Below are 24,866 nucleotides of genomic sequence, written 5' to 3' on the forward strand. Positions count from 1 at the left end.
CCGCCACGCATCACCCATCCAGTTCCGGATAGCGGCGGAAGATCCCGTTCTGGTTGAACGGCAGGCGCCGCGGCGAGGCCAGATAGGCGGCGATGCCGGGGCGCTCGGACACGCGCTGCTGCAATGCGCGCAACTGCGGCAGCTTCGGCGAGAGCTTCTTCATCGCGTTGGGGAAGGCGTAGTCCAGTCCGCTCATCAGCTGGAACAGCGACAGGTCCACGTAGGAGTGCTCGCGCAGCGCATGGCGCCCGCCCCCCTGGCCCAGCACCTGCTCGAAGTAGCCGAGGAACTTGGGCAGGCGCTGCGTGCGCAGGTCCTCGGCGCGGCGCCGCGCTTCGGGCTTCTGGTCGTCGTAGTACAGCGCGCTGGCGATGGGGTGGTGGCTGTCGTGGATCTCGGTCACCAGGTCGGCGATGGTCAGCTGCAGTTGCAGCGCCTGCAGCCGCCGCGATTCGCTGTCCGGCACCAGCCCCAGCGACGGGCCGAGGAAGTGCAGGATGTTGGCGACCTGCGCGACCACCTGCCGCCCGGTCTTCAGGAACGGCGGCGCGAACGGGCGCGCGCCCGGCCGCTCGCCGTCGAGGAAGGGCTGCATCGCCGCGTCGCCTTCCTCGCGGGCGACGTCGCGGTAGGCCGCGCCGGCATCCTCCAGCGCCAGCCGCACGAACTCGCCGCGGCCCTGGATGCCGGTCCAGTAATAGAGTTCGTAGTGCATTGCGGCTCCTGTGCGGGATCGGGAAGGCCGAGGGTAGGGCATGACCGGTAGCGGCGTGTGACCGTGGTGCGACCGGTGCCGGAGTCGCCGGAGTCGCCGGTGCCGTTCGGGAGCCGCCGGCGCATGCGCGCGGCAGGCGGAACTGTCACGTCGGCGGCGCTCGTGCGCCGACCGCCGCGCCCGCAAGGCGTCCCGCCGCGCGGCGGACGCGAGCGGCGGCGTTCCCTCCGGGCGAACGATGCGCGCGCCGCCGGTGTATACAGGCGGTCCCGGCGGCCTTGAAACATGCCGCGCCAACCGCATCTGACTAGCATGCCGGCACGGCCGGCCCTTCATTCAGAGGAACTTCCCGATGCGGATGGACAAGCTCACGTCGCGTTTCCAGCAGGCGCTGGCCGACGCCCAGTCGCTGGCCGTGGGCCGCGACCACACCATCGTCGAGCCGGTGCACGTGTTCACCGCGCTGCTCGACCAGTCCGGCGGCAGCACCCGGCCGCTGCTGGCGCAGGCCGGCGTCAACGTGCCGGTGCTGCGCGAGCGCCTGGGCGAGGCGTTGGAGAAGCTGCCCAAGGTCAGCGGCCAGCCCGGCAACCTGTCGATCGGCAACGACCTGAGCCGGCTGCTCAACCAGACCGACAAGCTGGCGCAGCAGCACAACGACCAGTTCATCGCCAGCGAGTGGTTCGTGCTGGCCGCGGCCGACGATGCCGGCGCGCTGGGCCTGGCGCTGCGCGCCGCCGGCGCCGACAAGAAGAAGATCGAGGCGGCCATCGACAAGCTGCGCGGCGGCGAGACGGTGCAGTCGGAGAACGCCGAGGACCAGCGCCAGGCGCTGGAGAAGTACACCATCGACCTCACCGCGCGCGCCGAGAGCGGCAAGCTGGATCCGGTGATCGGCCGCGACGAGGAAATCCGCCGTACCATCCAGGTGTTGCAGCGGCGCACCAAGAACAACCCGGTGCTGATCGGCGAACCCGGCGTCGGCAAGACCGCCATCGTCGAGGGCCTGGCCCAGCGCATCGTCAACGGCGAGGTGCCCGAAGGTTTGCGCGGCCGCCGCGTGCTGTCGCTGGACATGGGCGCGCTGATCGCCGGCGCCAAGTTCCGCGGCGAGTTCGAGGAGCGGCTCAAGGGCGTGCTCAACGACCTGTCCAAGACCGAAGGCCAGGTCATCCTGTTCATCGACGAGCTGCACACCATGGTCGGCGCCGGCAAGGCCGACGGCGCGATGGACGCGGGCAACATGCTCAAGCCGGCGCTGGCGCGCGGCGAGCTGCACTGCATCGGCGCCACCACGCTGGACGAGTACCGCAAGTACATCGAGAAGGACGCGGCGCTGGAGCGGCGCTTCCAGAAGGTGTTCGTCGGCGAGCCGACCGTGGAGGACACCATCGCCATCCTGCGCGGGCTCAAGGAGCGCTATGCGGTGCACCACGGCGTGGAGATCACCGATCCGGCGATCGTCGCCGCGGCCACGCTGTCCAACCGCTACATCACCGACCGCCAGCTGCCGGACAAGGCCATCGACCTGATGGACGAGGCCGCCAGCCGCATCCGCATGGAGATCGATTCCAAGCCGGAGGAACTGGACCGCCTGGAGCGGCGCCTGATCCAGCTGAAGATCCAGCGCGAGATGCTGAAGAAGGAGAAGGACGAGGCCTCGCGGCAGCGCCTGGCCGACTTGGAAAGCGACATCGACAAGCTCGAACGCGAGTTCTCCGACCTCGACGAGGTGTGGAAGTCGGAGAAGGCCGCGCTGCAGGGCGCGACCAGGATCAAGGAGCAGATCGAGCAGGCGCGGGTCGAGCTGGAGGCGGCGCAGCGGCGCCAGGACTACGCCAAGATGAGCGAGATCCAGTACGGCCTGCTGCCGAACCTGGAGAAGCAGCTGGCCGCGGCCGGCGATGCCGAGCATCACGATTTCACGCTGGTGCAGGACCGGGTCACCGCCGAGGAGATCGCCGAGGTGGTGTCGCGCTGGACCGGCATTCCGGTCAGCAAGATGCTCGAAGGCGAGCGCGACAAGCTGCTGCGCATGGAAGACGAACTGCACCGGCGCGTGGTCGGCCAGGAAGAGGCGATCAAGGTGGTGTCCGACGCGGTACGGCGCTCGCGCGCCGGCCTGTCCGATCCCAACCGGCCCAGCGGTTCGTTCCTGTTCCTGGGCCCCACCGGCGTCGGCAAGACCGAGCTGTGCAAGGCACTGGCCGAATTCCTGTTCGACAGCAGCGACGCGATGATCCGCATCGACATGAGCGAGTTCATGGAGAAGCATTCGGTGGCGCGGCTGATCGGTGCGCCTCCGGGCTACGTCGGCTACGAGGAGGGCGGCTATCTCACCGAGGCGGTGCGGCGCCGGCCGTATTCGCTGATCCTGCTCGACGAGGTGGAGAAGGCGCACAGCGACGTGTTCAACATCCTGCTGCAGGTGCTCGACGACGGCCGCCTCACCGATGGCCAGGGCCGCACCGTGGACTTCCGCAACACCGTGATCGTGATGACCTCGAACCTGGGCTCGCACCAGATCCAGGAACTGAGCGGCGACGATTCGGCGGAGGCCTACACGCAGATGAAGGCGGCGGTGATGGGCGTGGTGCAGGCGCACTTCCGCCCGGAATTCGTCAACCGGCTGGACGACATCGTGGTGTTCCATCCGCTGGACAAGGCGCAGATCAAGTCGATCGCGCGCATCCAGCTGCACGGCCTGGACAAGCGCCTGGCCGAGCGCGGGCTGAAGATCGAACTCAGCGACCGCGCGCTGGAACTGCTCGGCAACGTCGGCTTCGATCCGGTGTACGGCGCGCGGCCGCTGAAGCGCGCGATCCAGTCGCAGCTGGAGAACCCGCTGGCGCAGCAGATCCTGTCCGGGCAGTTCCTCAGCGGCGACACCATCCGCGTGGATGCCGAGGGCGGGCACCTGGTGTTCGCGAAGGCGTGATCCCTGCCGGATCCCGCGCGCGGGCCGCCGAGCCGGCGGTCCGCGCCTTGCTGGTGGACCTGGACGGCGTGCTGCGCCTGTGGCCGGACGACGATGCGGCACTGGAACGTGCGCACGGCGTCCCGCCGGGTAGCTTGCGTGCGGTCGCGTTCGCGCCGGCGTTGCTGGAGCGCGCGATCCGCGGCGAGATGACCGATGCGCAATGGCTGGCCGACGTCGCCGCGCGCATCGCCGCGCTCGCGCCGCAGGCGGATGCGGCCGCGCTGGTCGCCGCATGGTCGGCGCCGCAGGCGGCCACACTCAATCTGCCCGTGCTGGAACTGGTGCGGCGCGTGCGCCAGCGCATGCCGGTGCTGCTGCTGAGCAACGCCACTTCGCGCCTGCCGCGCGATCTCGCGGCGCTCGGCATCGCCGACGCATTCGACGCGGTGGTGAACTCGAGTACGGTCGGGGCGATCAAGCCGGAGCCTGCGATCTTCCTGCATGCGCTGGCGCAGCTCGGGATCGCCGCGGACGCCGCATTGTTCGTCGACGATACCGCGGTCCATGTCGAGGCCGCGCGCGCGCTGGGCCTGCGTGCCGAGCGCTATGTCGATGCCGGGCAGCTGCGCGCCTGCCTGCTCGCCCACGGCGCGCTCGGCGACGACTGAAGCGCCCTCGGCACGCCACGGTGGTGCGCCTCGCAGCGCTGACAACCCGGCGGCATGGCCTCATAACCGCAGGTTTGCATTCCCCGCCCGGCATGGCGCTATCGTCTCGGCTCCTCTTGCCGAGACCCGCCCATGTCCGACCCGAACTGGAAGCTGGAGACCATCGCCGTGCACGGCGGCTACCGCCCCGATCCGACCACGCGCGCGGTGGCGGTGCCGATCTACCAGACCGTGGCCTACGCCTTCGACGACACCCAGCACGGCGCCGACCTGTTCGACCTGAAGGTGCAGGGCAACATCTACAGCCGCATCATGAATCCCACCACCGACGTGCTGGAGCAGCGCATCGCCGCGCTGGAAGGCGGCATCGGCGCGCTGGCGGTGGCGTCCGGGCAGGCGGCGGTGACCTATGCGATCCAGACCATCGCCGAGGCCGGCGACAACATCGTCTCCTCCAGCGCGCTGTACGGCGGCACCTACAACCTGTTCGCGCACACGCTGCCGCTGTCGGGCATCCAGACCCGCTTCGCCGACTACCGCGAGCCCGACGCGTTCGCCGGGCTGATCGACGACCGCACCAAGGCGATCTTCGTCGAGTCGATCGGCAACCCGCGCGGCAACGTCACCGACCTGGAAGCGGTCGCCGAGGTGGCGCATGCGCACGGCGTGCCGCTGATCGTCGACAACACCGTGCCCACGCCGTACCTGCTGCGGCCGATCGAGTTCGGCGCCGACATCGTGGTGCACTCGCTGACCAAGTACCTGGGCGGGCACGGCACCAGCCTGGGCGGGGCGATCGTGGATTCGGGCCGGTTCCCGTGGGCGGAACATGCGCAGCGCTTCCGCCGCCTCAACGAACCGGACGTCAGCTACCACGGCGTGGTCTATACCCAGGCGCTGGGCGAGGCCGCCTACATCGGCCGCGCGCGGGTGGTGCCGCTGCGCAACACCGGCGCGGCGCTGTCGCCGTTCAACGCGTTCCAGCTCCTGCAGGGCATCGAGACGTTGCCGCTGCGGATGGACCGGATCAATCAGAACACGCTGGCGGTGGCGCGGCATCTGCAGACCGAGGCCAAGGTGGAATGGGTCAACTACGCCGGGCTGCCCGGGCATCCGGAGCATGCGCTGGCGCAGAAGTACCTGCGCGGGCATGGCTCGGGTGTGCTCACCTTCGGCCTGCGCGGCGGCCGCGCCGCCGGCGCGCGCTTCCTCGACGCGCTGCAGCTGTTCACCCGGCTGGTGAACATCGGCGATGCGAAGTCGCTGGCCACGCATCCGGCCTCGACGACGCACCGCCAGCTGTCGCCACAGGAACTGGAGCGCAGCGGCGTCAGCGAGGACACGGTGCGGCTGTCGGTCGGGATCGAGCACATCGACGACCTGCTCGCCGACCTGCGGCAGGCGCTGGCGCAGGCCTGACCCGGCCAGGAACGCGCGTGGCCGGGGCGGCCTGCGCGCCATCGCCGCGACGCAGGCCATCGTCCGCGGCGGCGACGGACAGCTGGGCGAAAGGATGGCGCGCCAGGCTAGGGCGTGCCATCCATCCCGAGCAGGCCGCACCGGGCCTGGCGTGCCGTCGGCTGGCGGTGCATGGCGTCGCGCCAGGCTGGGCGGTCGGGCCGCGCCGCGCGCCGCCGGCCGACGACCTGCCAAGCACGGCCGCCGCGCCGTTGCCGGCACGCGCTGCTCCGGGATGGAGGGCACCCGATGTGCCGGCCGCCGTGCCGGCGTTGCCGTGTCCGCAGGCCAGGAGCTCTCGCCATGTCGTCCATCCCGCATGCCTGGTCGGTCGTGGTCGCCGCGGTGGCCGAGCATGCGGTGACGCCGCTGCTGGCGGCGCTGCACCTGACCGGGCTCCGCGACGATCCGCGCGAGATCGCCGCGTCGTTGCTGATCGCGGCCCTGCAGTTGTGCATCATCGGCGCGCTGTTCCGCCCGCTGGAGAGCCTGTGGCCGGCCGAGCGCTGGGAGCACCGGCGCCTGGCCAGGATCGACTTCCACTCCACCTGGCTGATGCTGGTCTGGGTGTTCCCGCTGTTCTCGTTCCTGATTCTGACCCGCTGGCCAATGCGCTGGGCGGGGCCGATGCCGACGCGGCGGCGGCGCCGGCGTTCGGCCTGCGCCACGCGTGGCCGTGGCTGGACCGGCATCCGCTGGCTTCGCGCTGTACTGCCTGGCCTACGACTTCACCTACTACTGGATGCACCGGATGCAGCACTGGCTGCCGTGGTGGCGGGCGACGCACAGCATGCACCACAGCCAGCGCCAGCTCAGCTGCTGGGCCAACGACCGCAGCAACTACCTGGGCGGCGCGCTGCAATCCTTCGTGCTGGCCGCGGTCGGCGTGGCGTTCGGCATCGTCGCCGACGAGTTCGCTGGCTGATGCTGCTCGGCGAACTGGTGCAGAACCTGTCGCATGCCAACGTGCGTTTCGGGTTCGGGCCGGTGCTGGACAAGCTCCTAGTCGATCCGCGTTTCCACCGCCTGCACCACATGCGCGTGGACCCGCAGCGGCCGAACCTGCACAACTGCAATTTCGGCCAGGTGTTCGCGTTCTGGGACGTGCTGTTCGGCACCGCCTTGTACGGCGAGCCGCTGCGTCCCACCGGGGGCGGCGACCCGATGGTGGGCCGCGACAACGCGCTGGGCTGGTCGCGCTGCAACTGGAGGGATTGAAGCGGTTCTGGGGGGCGGTACGGCGCCGCGCCGGATGGACGCCAGGCGAGGTCGCCTTCAGCGAGGACTATGGGCCGATCCCGGTCGCGCACGTCCCGGTCGCGCATGCGGCGGCGAGCGAATTCGCGGCAGCGGACGATGCGCACGCCGAGGCCGCGGTACAGGGCGGTTCCCGCGTCCCGAGCGGCCTGCCCGGGAGCGGACGACAGAGCCTGGCGGCGCGGCGTCGCTGCAGCCCGACGCCGCGCCGCCGGCCGATCACCGCTTCTTCAGGCAGCCGCTCATGAAGGTCTTGCGCGCATCGCCCTGCAGCTTCTGCGTGGCGGCTTGCGCATTGCAGTCCTTCATCCGCTGCTGCGAGGCGTTGGCCGCCGGCGCCGCACTGCCGCCGCTGAGGCAGGCCTTCTGCGCGGCCTTGTACTCGTCGCCCGTCTTGCCCTTGTTCTGGGCCGAGCACTTGGCCATCAACGACTGCTGCGCGGTCTGCGGCTTGGCCGCGGCATCGGCCAGCAGCGGGGCGGCGCCCAGGCTCAGCAGCAGGCACACGGCGAGGGAGATGGAGCGGGTCATGGCAGCGGTCCGGTCGGGTGGTGCGCGCATCCTGCGCCCGCGGATCTGACCGAACTGTGACCCGGTCCGCTGACCGGCGCACTGACCCCGAGGACCGTTCCGGCGGCTGGCCGCGCCCGGGCATCGCGGCGCGCGCCGGGTCGGCATCGCCCGGTTCGACCGCCATGCCGGCAAGCGGTCGCCGGCCGCCAGCCGTTCCAGCCCGGGCGTAGGCCCAGCGGCCGCCGCCCATCCGCCCCTCGCTCCGGCCTCAAACCTGAGCGAAGCCCCCGTCCACGAACACTTCGCTACCGGTCATGAAGCTGCTCTCGTCCGAGGCCAGGAACAGCGCGGTCGCCGCGACTTCTTCCGCCCGGCCGATCCGGCCCAACGGCAGCTGCGCGGTCATGCCGTCGATGATCGCCTCTCGCTGGCCGGTGCCGGACAGCGCCAGGTCCAGGCCCGGCGTCGAGATCGGCCCCGGCGACAGCACGTTGACGCGGATGCCGGTGTCTTTCAGGTCCAGCGCCCAGCTCCTGGCGAAGTTGCGCAGCGCGGCCTTGGTGGCGCTGTACACGCTGAATGCCGGTGTGCCCATGGTGCCGGTGGTGGAGCCGGTGAGGATCACCGAACCGCCGGCGCGCATCAGCGGCAACGCTTTTTGCACAGTGAACAGCGTGCCCTTGACGTTGACGCCGAAGGTGCGATCGAAGGAGTCTTCGGTGATCGCGCCCAGCGGCTGGAACTCTCCGAGCCCCGCATTGGCGAACAGCACGTCGATGCGGCCCTTGGCGGCTTCGACCTGGGCGAAGACGCGGTCCAGATCGTCCAGCTTCGAAATGTCGCCCTGAATGGCGATGGCGTCGGCACCGATCAGGCGCAGCGCCTTGTCCAGTTCCTCCTGCCGGCGCCCGACGATGACGACCTGTGCGCCTTCGGCCGCGAAGCGAATCGCGCTTGCCAGACCGATGCCGCTGTTGCCGCCGGTGACCACTGCAATCTTGCCGTTGAGCCTGCTCATGATGCGCTCCAGAGAATGGGGAGGCGCAACTGTAGATCTCGGCTATTATTTTGAATAGTATGCACCATTTGGTAAGTACCTTGGGAGCGATCGGATCATGGCGAACTCCACATTCAGTTGCGGTCTCGAGGCCGCCCTGTCCGTGCTCGGCGGCAAGTGGAAGCCGCTGATCCTCTACAACCTGGCCAAGAACGTGCATCGCTACGGCGAGTTGCGGCGCGCCATCGGCGGGGTGACCGACAAGGTACTGATCCAGCAACTCAAGGAGCTGGAACGCGACCAGGTCGTTGCGCGCATCGACTTCCAGGAGATCCCGCCCAGGGTCGAGTACTCGCTGACGCCTTTCGGGCAGTCTCTGGCGGCGGCGCTGGGAGGACTGTGCGTGTGGGGCACGGAACACATGCAGACGGTCGAACGCATCAGCGAACGTCGCGCGTCCGCCGTCTCCAAATCCAAGTCCAACGCCTGATCGCCGATGCCATGGCCGGCATCGGCGCTGCATGGTCTTGAGGTACGCGCCTGGCCGCGCGGACAGCGCATGCGCGGCGGTGGCGTTGGCCGGGCGCTGGCGGCCGCGCTGTCGAAGCGTCGAGGCGCTGCTGCCGCTAGCGGAAGAACTGGCTCGGCGGTTGGCCGAACTGGCGCTTGAACATCGCGGTGAACGCGCTGGGGCTGTCGTAGCCCAGTTCCACCGCCACGTCGATGATGCGGTCGCCGGCGGCCAGCCGTTCCAGCCCGCGCAACAGGCGCAGTTGCTGCCGCCATTGGCCGAAGCTCATCTGCAACTCGCGCCGGCACAGGCGCTGGATGGTCTTGACGTTCACCTCCAGCCGCGCCGCCCAGTCGTGCAGGGTGGTGGTGTCGGCCGGATCGGCATCGAGCGCGGCGCCGATGCGCAGCAGGCGCGCATCGTGCGGTTGCGGCAGGTGCAGCGGCAGCGCCGGCAGGGCGTGCAGCTCGTCGAGGATCAGCCGCATCAGGCGCCCGTCGCGCGATTCGGCGGCGTAGTCCCAGGGCACGCCGGCGGCGCTGCGGATCAGCGCTTCCAGCAGCGGCTCCACCGCCATCACCGACGGCTGCGCCGGCATGCCGGCGATCGCGGCGGGGCGGATGTACAGGCTGCGCATGCCCAGCGTGCCGACGCAGCGCACGCTGTGCACGGTGCCCGCCGGCATCCACAGCGCGCGGGTGCTGGGCACCACCCAATGGCCCTGGCCGGAGCGCACCACCATCAGCCCGTGCAGCGCGTAGACCAGTTGGTGGCGTTCATGCCGGTGCGGGGCGATGACGGTGTCGCTGGGATAGTCGGTGGCCTTGCACACCACGTCGCCCGGCGCCTCGTCAACGCTCCAGGCGCGCGGCGCAGGCGGGCTGGCGATGTCCTTTTCTCGACGAGCGATGGGCATGTCACGCAGGAAGGCCGGGGCGGCTCAGCCTACCATGCGCGCCGTCGCCTCCATTGCCCGGTCCGCCATGTCCAGCCTGCGTCCTGCCGCCGCCGTTCCCGCCGCCGCCGCACCCCGCCCGGTGGTGGCCGGCGTGCTCGCCGCAATCACCTCCTCGCACCTGATCAACGACATGATGCAGTCGCTGATCCTGGCGCTGTACCCGGTATTGAAGGGCCAGTTCCAGCTCAGCTTCGCCCAGGTCGGGCTGATCACGCTGACCTACCAGCTCACCGCCTCGCTGTTCCAGCCGCTGATCGGGCTGCGCACCGACCGCCGTCCGGCGCCGTACTCGCTGCCGCTGGGCATGACCTCCACCCTGTGCGGCCTGCTGCTGCTGGCGTATGCGCCGAGCTTTGCGATGGTGCTGCTGGCCGCCGCGCTGGTCGGGATCGGCTCGGCGATCTTCCATCCGGAATCCTCGCGCATCGCGCGGCTGGCCTCGGGTGGGCGGCACGGGCTGGCGCAGTCGGTGTTCCAGGTCGGCGGCAACACCGGCACCGCGCTGGGGCCGCTGATCGCCGCGGCGGTGATCGTGCCCAACGGCCGCCACGCCGTGGCCTGGTTCGGCGCCGCCGCGCTGCTGGGCATCGCCCTGCTGTCCTACGTCGGCCGCTGGTACGCGCTGCACCTGCAGGCGGTGCGCGCGGCGCCGCGGCCCGCCGTGGCGGCGCCGGCGCTGCCGCGCAGGACCGTGCTGCGGATCGTGGCGATCCTGCTGCTGCTGATCTTCTCCAAGTACTTCTACATCGCCGGGCTGAGCAGCTATTACACGTTCTACCTGATCCAGCGCTTCGGGGTGTCGGTGCAGAGCGCGCAGCTGCACCTGTTCGCGTTCCTGCTGGCCTCGGCGCTGGGCACGCTGATCGGCGGCCCGGTCGGCGACCGGATCGGACGCAAGCCGGTGATCTGGGTGTCGATCCTGGGCGTGGCGCCGTTCGCGCTGGCGCTGCCGTACGTCGGCCTGCACGCGGCGACCGCGCTGACCGTGCTGATCGGCTTCGTGCTGTCCTCGGCGTTCTCGGCGATCCTGGTGTACGCGCAGGAAATGATGCCCGGGCGCATCGGCACCATCTCCGGGCTGTTCTTCGGTTTCGCCTTCGGCATGGGCGGGCTGGGCGCGGCGGTGCTCGGCCTGCTTGCCGACCGCGAGGGCATCGTGTTCGTGTACCAGGCGATGTCCTACCTGCCGCTGCTGGGCATCGTGGCGGCGCTGCTGCCGAGCCGGCGCCCGGTGCCGGCGCACTGAGCGCGGTCCGGCCGGGCCAGGCGATCGGCGCAAGATCGGGACCGCGCAGGGCCGGTCGCCGCGGCACACTGCCTCGACCTTGCGGAGACCGGCCATGATCCAGACGCGGATGTCCTCCCAGCAGCGCGGCATCGAACGCGCGCTCGCGCACCTGCAGCAGCGGTTGCAGGCGCACGCGGCCGTGCCGGATCTGGCCGAGCTGGCCGCGGTGGCGCACCAGTCGCCGTTCCACTTCCACCGCGTCTACCGCGCCATGACCGGCGAGACCGTCGGCCGCACCGTGACCCGGCTGCGCCTGCTGCATGCCTTGCAGCTGCTCGCCGGCACCGGTTCGATCACCGAGATCGCGCTGGCCGTGGGCTACGAGACGCCACAGGCGCTGGCGCGCAGTTTCCGCACCACGCTCGGCGCCAGCCCCAGCCGGCTGCGCGCCGATCCTGCGGCGCTGGCCGCGCGATCGCAGGCGCTGGCGCGGCCGCCGCGGCAGGCCGCGGACGCGCCGCCGGCGCCCTTGCAGGTCGCGGTGCGGGCGCTGGCACCGTTCGAGGTGGTGGTGCTGCGCCGGCGCGGTGCCTTCGATGCGCTGGACGCCGGCTTCGGCCGCCTGTTCGCCTGGGCGCAGCGCGCCGGCGTCGCCGAGCGGCTGCAGACGCTGGCCGGCATTCCGCTCAGCGACCACCGCGACGTGCCGGCGCGCGCGCACGTGTTCGAGTGCGCAATGGGCTTCGCCGCAACGGTGTCCCCGCCGGCACCGTTCGCGCTGCGCACGCTGGGCGGCGGCGACTACGTGGTGCTTCGCCAGGTCGGCAGTTACGCGCAGCTGGAAGCGGCGCTGGACCGGGTCCTGGCCGATTGGTTGCCGGGCAGCGGCTACGCGCTGCGCGACGTACCGCTGCATTACCTGTACCTGGACGATCCGGAAACCGTGGCCGAAGCCGCGCTGCGCGCCGACATCTGCGTGCCGGTGCGACGCGCCCCCGGCTAGCCCGGGAGCGCACGACGGCGGCACGGGCCGGCGCGGCGCCGGCCAGGCATTGGCGCTCTTGCTGGGCCGCAGCGCACGCGCGATGCGCGCCCGCGTGCCCGCGTGCGGTTCAGCGCGGCGCGGCGCGCAGCGCGCGGTACGGCGGCGTCGCCATCACCATCTCGGCCAGCGAATAGGCCAGCTCGCGCTCGGCCATCACCGTGCCGTCGGCGCCGTGGTCGAGCAGGTGCTTGACCTCGGCATCGCTGTGCGCGCGCGCCAGCAGGGTCAGCCCCGGGTTCAGCGCGCGCAGCTTGGCCAGCGCCTCGCCGGCCTCCAGCGGCTGCGGGATCGCCAGGATCGCGATCTTGGCCTTCTCCGGGTGCGCCTCGGCCAGCACCCGGTCGGCGGCGGCGCTGCCGCGGATGCCGGGGATGCCGTCGGCATGCGCGCGTTCCACGTGTTCGCGGTTGTCGTCGATCACCAGCACCGGCACGCCGCGTTCGCGCAGCACCGCGGCCAGGGTGCTGCCGACCCGGCCGTAGCCGATCACGATGGCGTGGTCGACCAGGTCCAGCGACGGCCCTGGCGGCAGTTCCGCTTCCACCGTCACCGGCGCTTCCACCGCCTGCCTGGCCTGCCAGCGGTCCAGCCAGGTGAACAGCAGCGGGTTGGCGATGATCGACAGCAGCGCGCCGGCCAGGATCAGGTCGCGCCCGGTCTCGGGCAGGATCGCCAGGCTGACCCCGAGCCCGGCCAGGATGAAGGAGAACTCGCCGATCTGCGCCAGGCTGGTGGAGATGGTCAGGGCGATGCCGGTGGGGTGGCCGAACGCGCGCACGATCACGAACGCGGCCAGCGACTTGCCCACGGTGATGGTCAGGAACGTGGCCAGCACCTGCCACGGATGCTCGAGCAGGATGTGCGGGTCGAACAGCATGCCCACCGAGACGAAGAACAGCACCGCGAACGCGTCGCGCAGCGGCAGCGAATCGCTGGCCGCCTTGTGGCTGAGCTCCGATTCCTTCAGCAGCATGCCGGCGAAGAACGCGCCCAGCGCGAACGACACCCCGAACAGCGTGGCCGAGCCGAACGCCACGCCCAGCGCGATCGCCAGCACCGACAGCGTGAACAGCTCGCGCGAGCCGGTCGCGGCGACCTTCTCCAGCGCCCACGGGATCGCGCGGCGGCCGACCACCAGCATCACCACCACGAACGCGGCCATCTTCAGCAGGGTGATGCCCAGCGCGCCGAGGATCGAGCCGGCGCTGCCGCCATCGCCCTTGCCGCCGAGCGCGTCGGCCAGCGCCGGTAGCAGCACCAGCGCCAGCACCATCACCAGGTCTTCGACGATCAGCCAGCCGACCGCGATGCGCCCGCGCTGGGTTTCCAGCAGGCGCCGCTCCTCCATCGCGCGCAGCAGCACCACGGTGCTGGCCACCGACAGCGCCAGGCCGAACACCAGCCCGTGCAGCGTCGGCCAGCCCATGCTCCAGGCCAGGCCCCAGCCGAGCAGGGTGGCGACCGCGATCTGCGCCAGCGCGCCGGGGATCGCGATCCACTTCACTTCCATCAGGTCTTCGAGCGAGAAATGCAGGCCCACGCCGAACATCAGCAGCATCACCCCCAGTTCCGACAGCTGGTTGGCCAGCGCCTGGTCGGCGACGAAGCCGGGCGTGAACGGGCCGACGCAGATGCCGGCCACCAGATAGCCGACCAGCGGCGAGAGCTTGATGCGATGGGCGAGCGTGCCGAGGACGAAGGCGAGGGCGAGCCCGACCGCGATGATGTCGATGAGGCTGGTGTCGTGATGCATTCAGATTCGCAGAACAGGAATGCCGGGAGTGTGGCCGATGCGGGTTTTGTGGGCAAATCGGCGTGGCTACAACTCCAGGAGGCGGCGCTGCGCGAGGCCTGGCGAGGTTGCAGCTCGCACCGCTGCCAACGGACGCAGCCGACCGGCGTGCTGGCGTTTCGCTTGCCGAGTCGTGCGATGTCGCTGCCCGCCGCTGCTCGATGACGCGACCTCCGAGGTCGACACATCCAGGCAAGCGAACGCGCGCTGCCGATGCAGGGGCGGCGATCCCGCGTGCCCGGGGTTTTCCGTCAAGACATGCGTCGCGTTCTCATTTTCTGCGTTTCATCGGGTTTCACCCGGAATGGGCGTTCCATCCGATTGCAGTAAAGCTGCTCCGTTCCGACAGAACGCCGACATTCGCCGCGCCGCATGAGGCTGCAGCGCGTAGCGCGGCCGCCAGCCCAATGGCGGCGGCACTCTCACGGATTCGTGATACGCGAAACCGTCAAAATAGCCCGGGTTCCGGATCGGTCGAATGAGAAACCTGTCCCAGCCTCCCCGCGCTTCCCGCAAACCCCTGCCAGGCAAGGCATTGCCGCCGTTGTGTGCGCTGCAAACTGTCTACTGTCCGGGTTCTCGGCGTGCTGTATGTTTGCGCCAATTAGGCGTCCTGCCAAGGATCAAGGTGGCATGGCTACACTGAAAAAATTCGCTGGCGGCATCCTCCTGAGCGCGGCGTACTGCGCGCTCTACATGATCGTGTGGCGCTGGTCGGTGGACCAATGGTTCCTGCCGGCAGGCGTGCGCGCGGCCGCGTTGCTGTTCCTGCCGTACCGGCTGTGGCCGTACGTGCTGCTGGGCGATGCCGCCGCGTTGCTGGCGATGCGCGTGCCGATGGCCAACCACGACGGCGTGAGCGAGGTGTGGGCATACCTGAGCCCGTTCCTGGTCGCGCCCTTGTTCGCGCTGCTGCCGTGGGCGTTCCGCAGCCGCTTCCCCGCCTCGTGGGCCGTGCAGCGCTGGCTGCCGTTCCTCACCGTGGGCCTGGCGCTATGGGGCCTGCTGGTCAACAAGGCGGTCAACGCGATGTTGGACGGGCCGGCCGCATTCATCACCCTGGAGCACAGCATCCGGTACTGGATCGGCAGCTACCTGGGCATCCTGATGTTCTTCCTGCCGACGCTGCTGTGGCTGCATCGCAAGAGCGACAAATCCTTGTCCGGCACGTTGCTGCGCGACTCGGCGATCGCGGTGCTCGCCGTGGCCGGCATCTTCGCGCTGGCGATGGGCACCCCGGGCCTGTTGCACCAGTTCCTGTTGCTGATGCTGCTGGTGCCGGGCGCCTGGCTGACGCTTTCGCATGGCTGGCGCGGCTCGGCGGTCGGCGTGGTGCTGGCCAACCTGGCGGTCGCCATGTCGCTGCCGCGTTCCAACTATGCCGGCGCCTACGACCAGCAGGGGTTCGACGTGCAGATGCTGATCGCCGTCGCCGCGACCCTGCTGTTCGTGCTCGGCTCGAAGATCTCCAGCGCCTTCCGCCAGGCGCGGCATTACGGCTATGCCGAGCAGCAGGCGCTGCAGGTGGCGCAGGCCAGCTACATGTCCGCCGAGCGCACGCTGCGCAACCGGGTGATCGAGTACACCGACATCCATGTCCACCTCAACAAGCTGCGCCGCGACATCGCCTCCTCGCTGAAGGAGCGCGGCCACTACGCGGCGGCCATGGAAATGAACCGCACCGGCGTGATCCAGGCGCAGCTGCTGGACGACTACGTCGCGGCGCTGTATCCGCTGGACATCGAGACCCATGGGCTCTACGGCGCGCTGAGTTCCATCGCCTTCGCCAATGCCTGCGACACCGAGGTGGAGACGCGGCTGCGCGGCGAATCCAGGCTACTGTCGATCGGCCTGCAACTGGCCGCGTACCGCTGCGTGCTCAATGCGATGGAGATGCTGCCGCGCAGCGGCCGGCATCGGATCACGGCGCGCGTGTGGAAGGCGCGTGGCCGGCGCGGCCTGGTGGTGACCGTCGCCGCCGATCCGGCGCTGCTGCTCGGCGCCGGCGACGCCAAGAACACGGACGAGATCGAGTGGGAACTGGCGAGCCGGCTGAAGGCTCATGACGGCACCTGTCGGCGTCGCCATGAGCTGAAGATCAGCTTCCTCGTCTCCGAACCGTCGGAGCGGCGCCCCGTCACTTCTTGATGGTGACGGTCCAGGCGTCGCCATTGGCGGTGCTGGACCTCTGCACGGTGAAGTAGCGCGCATCGTAGAGCACGATGCCGCGGCTCTGGTCCAGCGCATCGACGATGCTGACCCGGTCCACGTCCTTGCCCATCGGGGTCACCCAGGCGGTGTTTTCGATGCGCGCCACCGCGCCGCGGACCTGCCCGTTCGCATCGTTGATCTGCAGGTAGGTCACCCCGCCACGCTCGAACTGATAGATGCTCACGGTGGCGTTGGTCGACAGATCGGTGGCGGCCGGCATGCTCTCGCCCAGGCCCTGCGTTGCGATGTGGCTGCCGCCGCCGGTGGGGCAGCAGGTCTGTGCGTGAGCGACCGAGGCGAACGCCGAGCACAGCAAGACTCCCGAGGCCAGCGTCGCGATTTTCGAGATATTCCAGTCCATAGCTTGTCCTTCCCCTGCTAAGGGTTTTCTATCGCCTGCCGTTCAGGCGATTCCACCTTACGCGAGTCGCAGCGGGCAGCTGTTGACAAATATCGGGTAAAGAAACGGAGTTTTACCCTATGTCATTGATGCGGCGCGCATTCCGTGAATGTCTACCAAAGTAACTTCCTCCTGTTCCTGATCTGTGTTAGTTGGTGGAGTTAATCGGCGGGAAGCGCGATCGTTAATACGCGACGACCGTTTCGCAGCGCGCGGCAGACAAAAAAGCCCCGGCGAACCGGGGCTTTTTCCTGCTCGGCAGCGCCGCATCCGCTACGCCGTGCCGGCCTGCCTCACCACTTGTAGTTGACGTTGGCGTAGGCGAAGGCGCCGTTGAAGCCGAACGGCGAGGAGGTGCTGTACGGGAGGTAGGTGCGGGTGCCGGCACCGGCGCGCGACTGGTCCGGGTACTCGTTGAGCACGTTGTCGCCGCCGATGGTGAAGTCCCAGTTGCCGAGCTTGTAGCTGGCGGCCAGGTCCAGCGTCCACTTCGCCGTATAGGTCTGGTCGGCCGCCGGGGTGGTGCCGAAGTCGGTGAACTCGCCCCAGCGCGTGGCGGTGGCGGTGAATGCCCAGTCGCCCGGCGCCCACACGCTGCTCAGGAAGAACTTGTCGCGCGGCGCGCCCTTGGTGATGCGGCCGATCTCGGCGCGGCCGATGCGCACCGCGGTCGGGTCGATCGCCTCCAGCACCGCCGGGTTCTCGGCGATCTGCTCGATCTCGGTCTTGTTGTAGTTGTAGCCGGCGGTCAGGTCCAGGTTGCTGTTGCTCAGCGCGATCTTGTAGGTGCCGACCGCGTCCACGCCTTGGGTCTTGGTGTCGATCGCGTTGGTGAAGTAGCGGCCGCCGCCGATGCCGGCGTAGCCGTTGGCCTGCAGGTAGTTGCGCACCGCGGTGGAGGTTAGGTTCTCCGACAGCACGATGCGGTCGTCGATGTCGATGCGGTAGGCGTCGACGGTGACGTACAGCGCGTCGACCGGTTGCAACACCAGGCCCAGGCCGTAGTTCTTCGACTTCTCCGCCTTCAGCGGTTCGGCGCCGAGCGCGACCGCGGCCGGGTTGTCGGTGCGGAAGGTGCCGATCTCGAATGGCGTGGCGGTGATGCTGCCGTCGGGCTGGGTGACGTTGATGAAGTTGGTGGCGATGGACTGGAAATACTGCTGCTGCAGCGACGGCGCGCGGAACCCGGTGGAGGCGGTGGCGCGCAGCGCGACCTTGTCGGTGAAGGCATAGCGCAGCGACAGCTTGCCGGTGCTGGTGTCGCCGAAATCGCTGTAGTTCTCGTAGCGCCCGGCCAGGCCGGCGGAGAACTTGTCGGTGATGTCGGCTTCCAGGTCCACGTAGGCCGAATAGCTGTTGCGGTCGTAGTGGCCCGAATCGCTGGGCTTGAAGCCGGCATAGACCTGCGCGCCCGGCAGCAGCGTGCCGTTGGCCGAGGGCACCCCGCCGTTGACGTAGGAGGCCACGTCGCCGGGCGATTCGTTGAACTTCTCGCCGCGCCACTCGCCGCCGAAGGCCAGCGTGACCGGGTAGGCCAGGCCGATCTCCAGCGACTTGCTGAAGTCGGCGTTGAGCAGGTTCTGGGTGACTTCCAGCGAACCGGCATAGAAGTCGGTGGGGCTGCTCAGGCCCAGGCTGTTGTTGAGGCTGTTCTTGACCTCGAAGCTGAGGTTGTTGCGGCCGTAGTTGTAACTGATGTCGATGCCCAGCCCGCCCTCGGTGCTGGCCTTGAAGCCGCCGACCCAGGAGACGTCCTTGCTGACGTTGTAGATCTGCGGCAGGAAGCCGCCGGGATAGATCTCCGGACGGTTGCGGTTGTCGCCGGACCAGCGGAAATAGCCGTTGGACAGCACCTCGCGGCGGCTGAGCATGCCGTAGGAATAGAAGGTGATGTAGTCGGCCGGGCTGTACTGGCCGTTGTAGGAGAACGCGCCCTGGTCGACGTCCGGGTCGCCGTAGCGCTGCTGCACTTCGCCCAGGTATGGCTTGGCGCGGTCGGTCTGGTCCTGGTGACCGGCCTGCGCGGCGAAATGCACGGCGCCGTTCTCGCCGAACGCGAGCCCGGCGTCGCCGGACAGCTGGTACTGCTCGCCGTCGCCGGCGCTGTACTTGCCGTAGCGCGCGGCGATGCTGCCGCCGTCGCCGCTGCCCTTGAGCACGATGTTGATGACCCCGGCGATGGCGTCGGAGCCGTATTGCGCCGAGGCGCCGTCGCGCAGCACTTCGATGCGCTCCACCGCCGCGATCGGGATGGTGTTGAGGTCGGCCGGCGAGGAGCCGCGGCCTTGCGCGCCGTTGAGGTTGACCAGCGCGGTGGTGTGGTAGCGCTTGCCGTTGACCAGCACCAGCACCTGGTCGGGCGACAGGCCGCGCAGCTGCGCCGGGCGCACCGCGTCCGAACCGTCGGTGATCGCCGGGCGCGGGAAGTTCAGCGACGGCACCGCGCGCGACAGCGCGGTGGCCAGTTCGGTGGTGCCGGTGGACTGCAGCATCTCCGGCGAGATGATGTCGATCGGCGAGGCCGATTCGGCGACGGTGCGGTCGGCCACGCGGGTGCCGGTGACGATCACGGTATCCAGCGTGCGGGCGCTGTCGGCATCGCTTTGCGCGAGCGCGGGTAGGGCGGCGGTGGCCAGCGCGAGGGCGACGGCAGTAGCGAGAGGGCTGAACGTGCGGGTCATTGGCGGTCGGCTCCAGAACGGGGGGACGTCGTGCGCCGCCAGGTCCGCGATCACCCCCTCCCGGGTGTTGCGCGTCTCGCGAATGTGGCGGCTGCACCATGGATTACCGGGATATGTCGATTGTGTCAATGTTCCGTTAAACCCCTGAAATCGTTGCAGGCGCAACCACCGCTGCGATCCTTTACGGCACCGGCGATGACGGTATTCGCCGCAGCCGTAGACAAAAAAAGCGGCCGGCAATGCCGGGCGCCCCGTACGCGATCAGGGTCACGCATCGCGCGTGCCGGCCTGGGCGCGAGCGTTACGCGCTGCGTGCGATCGCTTCGCCCGGCTTGGAATGCGCTTGGGGATCCCTGCGGAGAAACGCCCGCGCGATCTGGTTGCTGCAGGATCAGAAGTCGATGCGCACCGCCTCGGCGCTGCGTTGCGCGGGCCCGTGGAAGACGGCTTCGAGGTTGTTGCCGTCCGGGTCGAGCACGAAGGCCGCGTAATAGCCGGGGTGGTACGGGCGCAGTCCCGGCGCGCCGTTGTCGCGTCCGCCGTGCGCCAGCGCGGTGCGGTGGAACGCGTCCACCATCGCGCGGTCGCGCGCCTGGAACGCGAGATGGTGGCGCCCGGTCAATTCGCCCTGGGCCAGCGTGCTGCGGTCGGACACGAACAGTTCGTCGGCCCAGAAATACCCGTCGCCCTGGCCGCCGAGCGGGATGCCGAGTTCGCGCAGCACGGCGGCGTAGAAGGCCTGGCTCGCCTGCAGGTCGCGCACCACCAGGTGCAGGTGGTCGATCAGGCGTCCGCGGTACAGCTGTTCGGTTTGCATGGGGATGGCTCCGCCGGAGAGGACGGCATCTGATACCACCGCTGCCGGCGAGGCGCCTTCACGGCGCGTGGACCGGCACCGGCGCCGTCGGCGGCGCAAACGAGAACGCCCCGGACCGGCCGTGGCGTTCTCGTCATAAGCGCCGGGCGTTGCGGCTTACCAGCGGTAGTTGATCCGCCCGTACACGTAGGCGCCGTTGAAGCCGTACGGCGAGTAGTTGCTGTACGGCAGCATGCCGAAGGTGGAGTTGACCAGGTTGGTGGTCTTGTCCGGGTACTGGTCCAGCAGGTTGTCCGCGCCCAGGGTCAGGGTCCAGTTGGCGCTGGGCTTGAAGCTGGCCGAGGCGTCCACCACCCAGCTCGCGTCGTAGGTCTGGTCGCGGGCGGCGCTGGCCGAGTTGCGCACGGTGAAGTCGCCGTAGCGGGTGGCGGCCAGGTTGAAGTCCCAGTGCTGCAGCTTCCAGGTGCCGCTGAGGATGATCTTGTCCTTGGGGAAGCTGTCCTCCAGGCGGCCGATCTCGTCGCGGCCGAGGATGGTCTGGGTCGAGCCGATGGCCGCCAGCGCCTGCGGCTGCTCGACCGCGTCGGTGATCTCGGTCTTGCTGTAGCCGTAGCTGGCGGTGAGGTCCAGGGTGCTGGCCGCGAACGGGATCGTGTAGGTGCCGACCAGGTCCACGCCGCGGGTGCGGGTGTCGGCCGCGTTGCTGAAGTAGCGCACGCTGGTGACGTTGGAATAGCCCAGTCCGCGCAGCTGCGCCAGCACCGCGGCGTCGTTGAGGTTGGAGGACAGCAGGATGCGGTCGTCGATCTTGATCTGGTACGCGTCCAGGGTCAGGTACAGGCGTTCGGCCGGCTGCAGCACCAGGCCCAGGCTGTAGGACAGCGAGGTCTCGGCCTTCAGCGGCGCGGCGCCCAGCGCCTGGGCCACGGCACTGTCCACCGGGAAGGTGCCCGATTCGAAGAAGGTGCCGTTGATGTAGTTGCTGGTCACCGCCTGGTACTGCTGCTGCGCCAGCGACGGGGCGCGGAAGCCGCTGGCCACGGTGCCGCGCAGCGCCACCTTGTCGGTGAACGCGTAGCGCGCCGACAGCTTGCCCGAGGTCTTGCTGCCGAAGTCGGAGTAGTCCTCGTAGCGGCCGGTGAGACCGGCGGAGAACTTGTCGGTGAAGTCCGCTTCCAGGCCGGCGTAGACGGCGTAGTTGTGGCGGTCCGAATGCACCGCGTTGGCCGGCGAGAAGCCGGCGAAGCCCTGCGCGCCGCCGGTGGTGCCGCTGTAGGAGTCCGGTTCGCCCGGCGACTGGTTCCACTTCTCCTGGCGGTATTCGGCGCCGAAGGACAGCGTCACCGGATAGGCCAGGCCCCATTCCAGCGGCTGGGTGAAGTCGGCGTTGACGATGTTCTGGGTGTACTCCAGCGCGCCGTCGTAGAAGCTGCTGGGGCTGTCGATGCCCAGGCTGTAGTTGATGCTGTTGCGGGTGTTGAAGCCGATCTTGTTGTAGCCGTAGTTGTAGCTCACGTCCCAGCCGAAGCCGCCCTCGGTGCTGCCCTTGAGCCCGGCGACCAGCGAGCGGTCCTTGGAATACTGGCCGATCTCCGGCACGTAGCCGTCCGGGTAGGTCTGCGCCAGCAGCGCGCTCTGCCCGTTGTGGTTGCGCGAGCGGTAGAACGCGAACGAGGTGATGTCGCGGTTGCTGGCGATGGCGGTGGCGTAGCCGGTGACGCGGTCGCTGAAGCGGAACTCGCCGTTGGCCGAGACCGCGGTCGCGTCGACCTGCGGGTCGCCGTAGACGAAGGTGGTCTCGCCGATGCCCGGATAGTTGCTGGTGTTCGGCGTGGTGCCCTGGTACGGGCCGGCGCGGTTGGTCGCGTCCTGCTGGCTGATCTGCCCGGCCACGTGCACGCTGCCGCGGCCGTCGCCGAAGCCGATCCCGGCATCGCCGGAGAGCTGCGACTTGGCGCCGTCGCCGGCCGAATAGCGGCCGTGGTCGATCGCCAGGCTGCCGCCTTCGCCCGCGCCCTTGAGCACGATGTTGATCACCCCGGCGATGGCGTCGGAGCCGTACTGCGCCGAGGCGCCGTCGCGCAGCACTTCCACCCGCTCGATCGCCGCGATCGGGATCGCGTTGATGTCCACCGCCGAGGCGCCGCGGCCGATGCTGCCGTTGACGTTGATCTGCGCGGAGGTGTGGCGGCGCTTGCCGTTGACCAGCACCAGCACCTGGTCGGGGGAGAGCCCGCGCAGCTGCGCCGGGCGGATGCCGCTGGTGCCGTCGGTCAGCGCCGGGCGCGGGAAGTTCAGCGAGGGCAGGGCGCGCGACAGCGCGGTGGCCAGTTCCGAAGTGCCGGTGGACTGCAGCGCTTCGGGGGTGATGATGTCGATCGGCGACTGCGATTCGGCCACGGTGCGGTCGCTGACCCGGGTGCCGGTGACGATGACGGTGTCCAGCGTGCTCGGCGTCGCCGCGGTGTCGGCGCTCTGGGCGAAGGCGGGGACGCCGACGAGGGCCGCGACGACGGCGATCGCGAGCCGGGAAACAGGGTGATTCATGAATTCTCCAATACAGCGGGCGGGCCTCTGGGGGCCCGATGGGGGCGGAACGGCGGCGATGCGGCGGAGGCCGCGAGGAGGGGCCGGGAAGGGTGGCCCGCGCACGCCTGAGCGTCAATTATTCGTTAACGGTAGAATCGTGTCCCAGGAAGCATGCTCATCTGCATATTCCCAACGGTTCTTTGGACGCTCTCCCCCGATGATTTCGCTACGTAATTTCGCCATGCGCCGCGGCGAGCGGCTGCTGCTGTCCAACGTCGATCTGACCCTGCATGCCGGCTACCGCGTCGGCGTGGTCGGGCGCAACGGCACCGGCAAGTCCAGCCTGTTCGCGGCGATCCGCGGCGAGCTGGAGGCCGACAAGGGCGACGTGGAACTGCCCGGCAAGCTGCGCACCGCCAGCGTCGCCCAGGAAACCCCGTCGCTGCCCGATCCGGCGCTGGACTTCGTGCTCGGCGGCGACACCGAGGTGGCCGCGGCGCTGCAGGCCGAGGCCGACGCGCTGGCCGCCGAGGACTGGGAGGCGGTGGCCGCCGCGCACGTGCGCCTGGAAGAGGTCGGCGGCTACGACGGCACCGCGCGTGCCGGCAAGCTGCTGCACGGCCTGGGCTTCCCGGCGGCGACGCACTCGCGCCCGGTCAAGGACTTCTCCGGCGGCTGGCGGGTGCGGCTGAACCTGGCGCGGGCGCTGATGATGCCCTCGGACCTGCTGCTGCTCGACGAGCCGACCAACCACCTGGACATGGACGCGGTGCTGTGGCTGGAGCAGTGGCTGCTGAAGTACCCGGGCACACTGCTGCTGATCAGCCACGACCGCGAATTCCTCGACAACGTCGCCACCCACACCCTGCACCTGCATGGCGGCGGCGCCAAGCTGTACGTCGGCGGCTACACCGATTTCGAGCGCCAGCGCACCGAGCAGCTGCGCCAGCAGCAGATCGCGCACGAGAAGGAACAGGCCGAACGCGCCCACCTGCAGAGCTTCATCGACCGCTTCAAGGCGCAGGCCAGCAAGGCCAGCCAGGCGCAGAGCCGGATGAAGCGGCTGGCCAAGATGGCCGGCACCGAGGCGGTGCGCGCCGAGCGCGAGTTCCGCATCGAGTTCGCCCAGCCCAACCGGCTGCCGCATTCGCTGATCCGGCTCAACCACGCCGATTGCGGCTACGGCAGCGAGGTGATCCTGCACCAGGCCGGGTTCGGCCTGGAGGCGGGCGACCGCATCGGCCTGCTCGGCCCCAACGGCGCCGGCAAGTCGACCCTGGTCAAGAGCCTGGTCGGCGAGATCCCGTTGTTGCGCGGCGAGCGCAGCGCGCACCCGGACCTGCGCATCGGCTACTTCGCCCAGCACACGGTGGAGTCGCTGCACGAAGGGCAGTCGCCGATCGACCATTTCCGCGAGATCTCGCCGGACGCCTCGATCCAGGCATTCCGCGATTTCCTCGGCAAGTGGAACTTCCCCGGCGACCGCGCCTTCGAAGTGGTGGACGGCTTCTCCGGCGGCGAGCGCGCGCGCCTGGCGTTGGCGCTGATCGCCTGGCAGCAGCCCAACGTGCTGCTGCTCGACGAACCGACCAACCACCTGGACCTGGAGATGCGCGAGGCGCTGGCCGAGGCGCTGAGCGACTTCGAGGGCGCGATCGTGATGGTCTCGCACGACCGCCACCTGATCGGCCTGGTCTGCGACACCTTCTGGCGCGTGGCCGACGGCGTGGTCGAGCCGTTTGCCGGCGACCTGGACGAATACGCCGCCTGGCTGCGCAGCCGCCCGGCCGCGCAGGGCACCAAGCAGAAGATGGCCGAGGCCGCGCCGACCCCGCCGCCGCCGGTCAAGCCGTTGCCGGCGAAGAAGCCGCCGAACCCGCACAAGCTGGCCGCCGCCGAGAAGCGCGTGGCCGAGCTGGAAGCGGCGCTGGCCGAGCTCGACCGCCAGCTCGCCGATCCCAGGCACTACGCCGACGCCGAGAAGATGGCGGTGCTGGGCCGCGACCGCGAGGCCACCGCGCAGCAGCTGGCGCAGGCCGAGCAGGCGTGGCTGGAGCTGATCGAGGGCGCGTAAGCGGCAGCGTTCCCCTGGCGGCGCGCTGCCTGGCGCCGCACGTGCACGCCATTCGCTAAGCTGCGCGTCGGGCCGGCGGCGCAGGGAGCAAC

17 protein-coding genes and 1 pseudogene are annotated in these 24,866 nt (G+C 69.6%); 9 read left to right on the plus strand and 9 right to left on the minus strand.

Translation table 11 applies throughout. The annotated features are described in order from the left end of the window. Positions 1-10: 10 nt before the first annotated feature. The gene (locus OCJ37_RS05330; protein ID WP_263112646.1) at positions 11-715 is read right to left on the minus strand and encodes a glutathione S-transferase; all 705 of its coding nucleotides are present in this window, start codon (positions 713-715) and stop codon (positions 11-13) included. A gap of 352 nt (positions 716-1,067) precedes the next feature. Between OCJ37_RS05330 and clpB the strand changes: the two genes are divergently transcribed. The 4 genes and pseudogenes from clpB to OCJ37_RS05350 all read left to right on the plus strand — a co-directional run. After that, positions 1,068-3,653, plus strand: a complete 2,586-nt coding sequence (gene clpB, locus OCJ37_RS05335; RefSeq protein WP_263112647.1) for an ATP-dependent chaperone ClpB — start codon at positions 1,068-1,070, stop codon at positions 3,651-3,653. Then, entirely contained in the window at positions 3,650-4,303 is a 654-nt protein-coding gene (locus OCJ37_RS05340) for an HAD-IA family hydrolase (protein WP_263112648.1), read from the plus strand. The genes clpB and OCJ37_RS05340 overlap by 4 nt, the downstream gene beginning before the upstream one ends. A 132-nt stretch (positions 4,304-4,435) precedes the next feature. Beyond that, positions 4,436-5,722: an O-acetylhomoserine aminocarboxypropyltransferase/cysteine synthase family protein gene (locus tag OCJ37_RS05345; protein ID WP_263112649.1), complete on the plus strand. Its 1,287-nt coding sequence runs from the start codon at positions 4,436-4,438 to the stop codon at positions 5,720-5,722. Positions 5,723-6,064: 342 nt separating this feature from the next. Beyond that, a pseudogene (locus OCJ37_RS05350) lies at positions 6,065-7,071 on the plus strand (sterol desaturase family protein); the annotation flags it as partial. Between the two features lie 166 nt (positions 7,072-7,237). On the opposite strand, the gene OCJ37_RS05355 reads toward OCJ37_RS05350, so the two are convergent. Next, complete coding sequence (locus OCJ37_RS05355) at positions 7,238-7,549, minus strand: PsiF family protein (RefSeq protein WP_263112650.1); 312 nt, start codon at positions 7,547-7,549, stop codon at positions 7,238-7,240. 250 nt (positions 7,550-7,799) lie between these two features. After that, complete coding sequence (locus OCJ37_RS05360; RefSeq protein WP_263112651.1) at positions 7,800-8,549, minus strand: SDR family NAD(P)-dependent oxidoreductase; 750 nt, start codon at positions 8,547-8,549, stop codon at positions 7,800-7,802. 97 nt (positions 8,550-8,646) lie between these two features. Between OCJ37_RS05360 and OCJ37_RS05365 the strand changes: the two genes are divergently transcribed. Beyond that, positions 8,647-9,018 carry a winged helix-turn-helix transcriptional regulator gene (locus OCJ37_RS05365; RefSeq protein WP_263112652.1) on the plus strand — a complete coding sequence of 124 codons (372 nt, stop codon included), beginning with the start codon at positions 8,647-8,649 and terminating at the stop codon, positions 9,016-9,018. 136 nt (positions 9,019-9,154) lie between these two features. Here OCJ37_RS05365 and OCJ37_RS05370 read toward each other — a convergent pair whose 3' ends face one another. Further along, positions 9,155-9,955: an AraC family transcriptional regulator gene (locus tag OCJ37_RS05370; RefSeq protein WP_263112653.1), complete on the minus strand. Its 801-nt coding sequence runs from the start codon at positions 9,953-9,955 to the stop codon at positions 9,155-9,157. Between the two features lie 67 nt (positions 9,956-10,022). Between OCJ37_RS05370 and OCJ37_RS05375 the strand changes: the two genes are divergently transcribed. Both OCJ37_RS05375 and OCJ37_RS05380 read left to right on the plus strand, forming a co-directional pair. After that, positions 10,023-11,243 carry an MFS transporter gene (locus OCJ37_RS05375; RefSeq protein WP_317633217.1) on the plus strand — a complete coding sequence of 407 codons (1,221 nt, stop codon included), beginning with the start codon at positions 10,023-10,025 and terminating at the stop codon, positions 11,241-11,243. Positions 11,244-11,337: 94 nt separating this feature from the next. Next, entirely contained in the window at positions 11,338-12,228 is an 891-nt protein-coding gene (locus OCJ37_RS05380; protein WP_263112654.1) for an AraC family transcriptional regulator, read from the plus strand. 109 nt (positions 12,229-12,337) lie between these two features. Here the strand turns inward: OCJ37_RS05380 and ybaL are convergent, their stop codons facing one another. After that, positions 12,338-14,023, minus strand: a complete 1,686-nt coding sequence (ybaL, locus tag OCJ37_RS05385; protein WP_263112655.1) for a YbaL family putative K(+) efflux transporter — start codon at positions 14,021-14,023, stop codon at positions 12,338-12,340. 672 nt (positions 14,024-14,695) lie between these two features. On the opposite strand from ybaL, the gene OCJ37_RS05390 reads away from it, so the two are divergent. Next, complete coding sequence (locus OCJ37_RS05390) at positions 14,696-16,210, plus strand: MASE1 domain-containing protein (protein ID WP_263112656.1); 1,515 nt, start codon at positions 14,696-14,698, stop codon at positions 16,208-16,210. Here the strand turns inward: OCJ37_RS05390 and OCJ37_RS05395 are convergent. From OCJ37_RS05395 to OCJ37_RS05410, 4 genes are all read right to left on the minus strand, one after another. Next, entirely contained in the window at positions 16,200-16,634 is a 435-nt protein-coding gene (locus OCJ37_RS05395) for a hypothetical protein (protein ID WP_263112657.1), read from the minus strand. The genes OCJ37_RS05390 and OCJ37_RS05395 overlap by 11 nt on opposite strands. Before the next feature lie 332 nt (positions 16,635-16,966). Further along, entirely contained in the window at positions 16,967-19,354 is a 2,388-nt protein-coding gene (locus tag OCJ37_RS05400) for a TonB-dependent receptor plug domain-containing protein (RefSeq protein ID WP_263112658.1), read from the minus strand. 391 nt (positions 19,355-19,745) lie between these two features. Next, entirely contained in the window at positions 19,746-20,171 is a 426-nt protein-coding gene (locus OCJ37_RS05405; protein ID WP_263112659.1) for a VOC family protein, read from the minus strand. Positions 20,172-20,327: 156 nt separating this feature from the next. Further along, positions 20,328-22,718 (minus strand): TonB-dependent receptor plug domain-containing protein, encoded by a 2,391-nt coding sequence (locus OCJ37_RS05410; RefSeq protein ID WP_263112660.1) that lies wholly within the window; start codon positions 22,716-22,718, stop codon positions 20,328-20,330. 199 nt (positions 22,719-22,917) lie between these two features. Here OCJ37_RS05410 and OCJ37_RS05415 point away from each other — a divergent pair, with 199 nt between their 5' ends. Next, complete coding sequence (locus tag OCJ37_RS05415) at positions 22,918-24,774, plus strand: ABC-F family ATP-binding cassette domain-containing protein (protein WP_263112661.1); 1,857 nt, start codon at positions 22,918-22,920, stop codon at positions 24,772-24,774. Positions 24,775-24,866 lie beyond the last annotated feature (92 nt).

This window comes from Xanthomonas sp. AM6 (assembly GCF_025665335.1).
GTDB lineage: Bacteria > Pseudomonadota > Gammaproteobacteria > Xanthomonadales > Xanthomonadaceae > Xanthomonas_A.

Coding starts and splice junctions, on each gene's coding strand:
- OCJ37_RS05410 (WP_263112660.1), bottom strand. CDS start 22,718: ATGAATCACCCTGTTTCCCGGCTCGCGATCGCCGTCGTCGCGGCCCTC.
- OCJ37_RS05360 (WP_263112651.1), bottom strand. CDS start 8,549: ATGAGCAGGCTCAACGGCAAGATTGCAGTGGTCACCGGCGGCAACAGC.
- OCJ37_RS05390 (WP_263112656.1), top strand. CDS start 14,696: ATGGCTACACTGAAAAAATTCGCTGGCGGCATCCTCCTGAGCGCGGCG.
- OCJ37_RS05415 (WP_263112661.1), top strand. CDS start 22,918: ATGATTTCGCTACGTAATTTCGCCATGCGCCGCGGCGAGCGGCTGCTG.
- OCJ37_RS05365 (WP_263112652.1), top strand. CDS start 8,647: ATGGCGAACTCCACATTCAGTTGCGGTCTCGAGGCCGCCCTGTCCGTG.
- OCJ37_RS05330 (WP_263112646.1), bottom strand. CDS start 715: ATGCACTACGAACTCTATTACTGGACCGGCATCCAGGGCCGCGGCGAG.
- OCJ37_RS05345 (WP_263112649.1), top strand. CDS start 4,436: ATGTCCGACCCGAACTGGAAGCTGGAGACCATCGCCGTGCACGGCGGC.
- OCJ37_RS05375 (WP_317633217.1), top strand. CDS start 10,023: ATGTCCAGCCTGCGTCCTGCCGCCGCCGTTCCCGCCGCCGCCGCACCC.
- OCJ37_RS05405 (WP_263112659.1), bottom strand. CDS start 20,171: ATGCAAACCGAACAGCTGTACCGCGGACGCCTGATCGACCACCTGCAC.
- OCJ37_RS05380 (WP_263112654.1), top strand. CDS start 11,338: ATGATCCAGACGCGGATGTCCTCCCAGCAGCGCGGCATCGAACGCGCG.
- OCJ37_RS05400 (WP_263112658.1), bottom strand. CDS start 19,354: ATGACCCGCACGTTCAGCCCTCTCGCTACTGCCGTCGCCCTCGCGCTG.
- OCJ37_RS05395 (WP_263112657.1), bottom strand. CDS start 16,634: ATGGACTGGAATATCTCGAAAATCGCGACGCTGGCCTCGGGAGTCTTG.
- OCJ37_RS05370 (WP_263112653.1), bottom strand. CDS start 9,955: ATGCCCATCGCTCGTCGAGAAAAGGACATCGCCAGCCCGCCTGCGCCG.
- ybaL (WP_263112655.1), bottom strand. CDS start 14,023: ATGCATCACGACACCAGCCTCATCGACATCATCGCGGTCGGGCTCGCC.
- OCJ37_RS05355 (WP_263112650.1), bottom strand. CDS start 7,549: ATGACCCGCTCCATCTCCCTCGCCGTGTGCCTGCTGCTGAGCCTGGGC.
- clpB (WP_263112647.1), top strand. CDS start 1,068: ATGCGGATGGACAAGCTCACGTCGCGTTTCCAGCAGGCGCTGGCCGAC.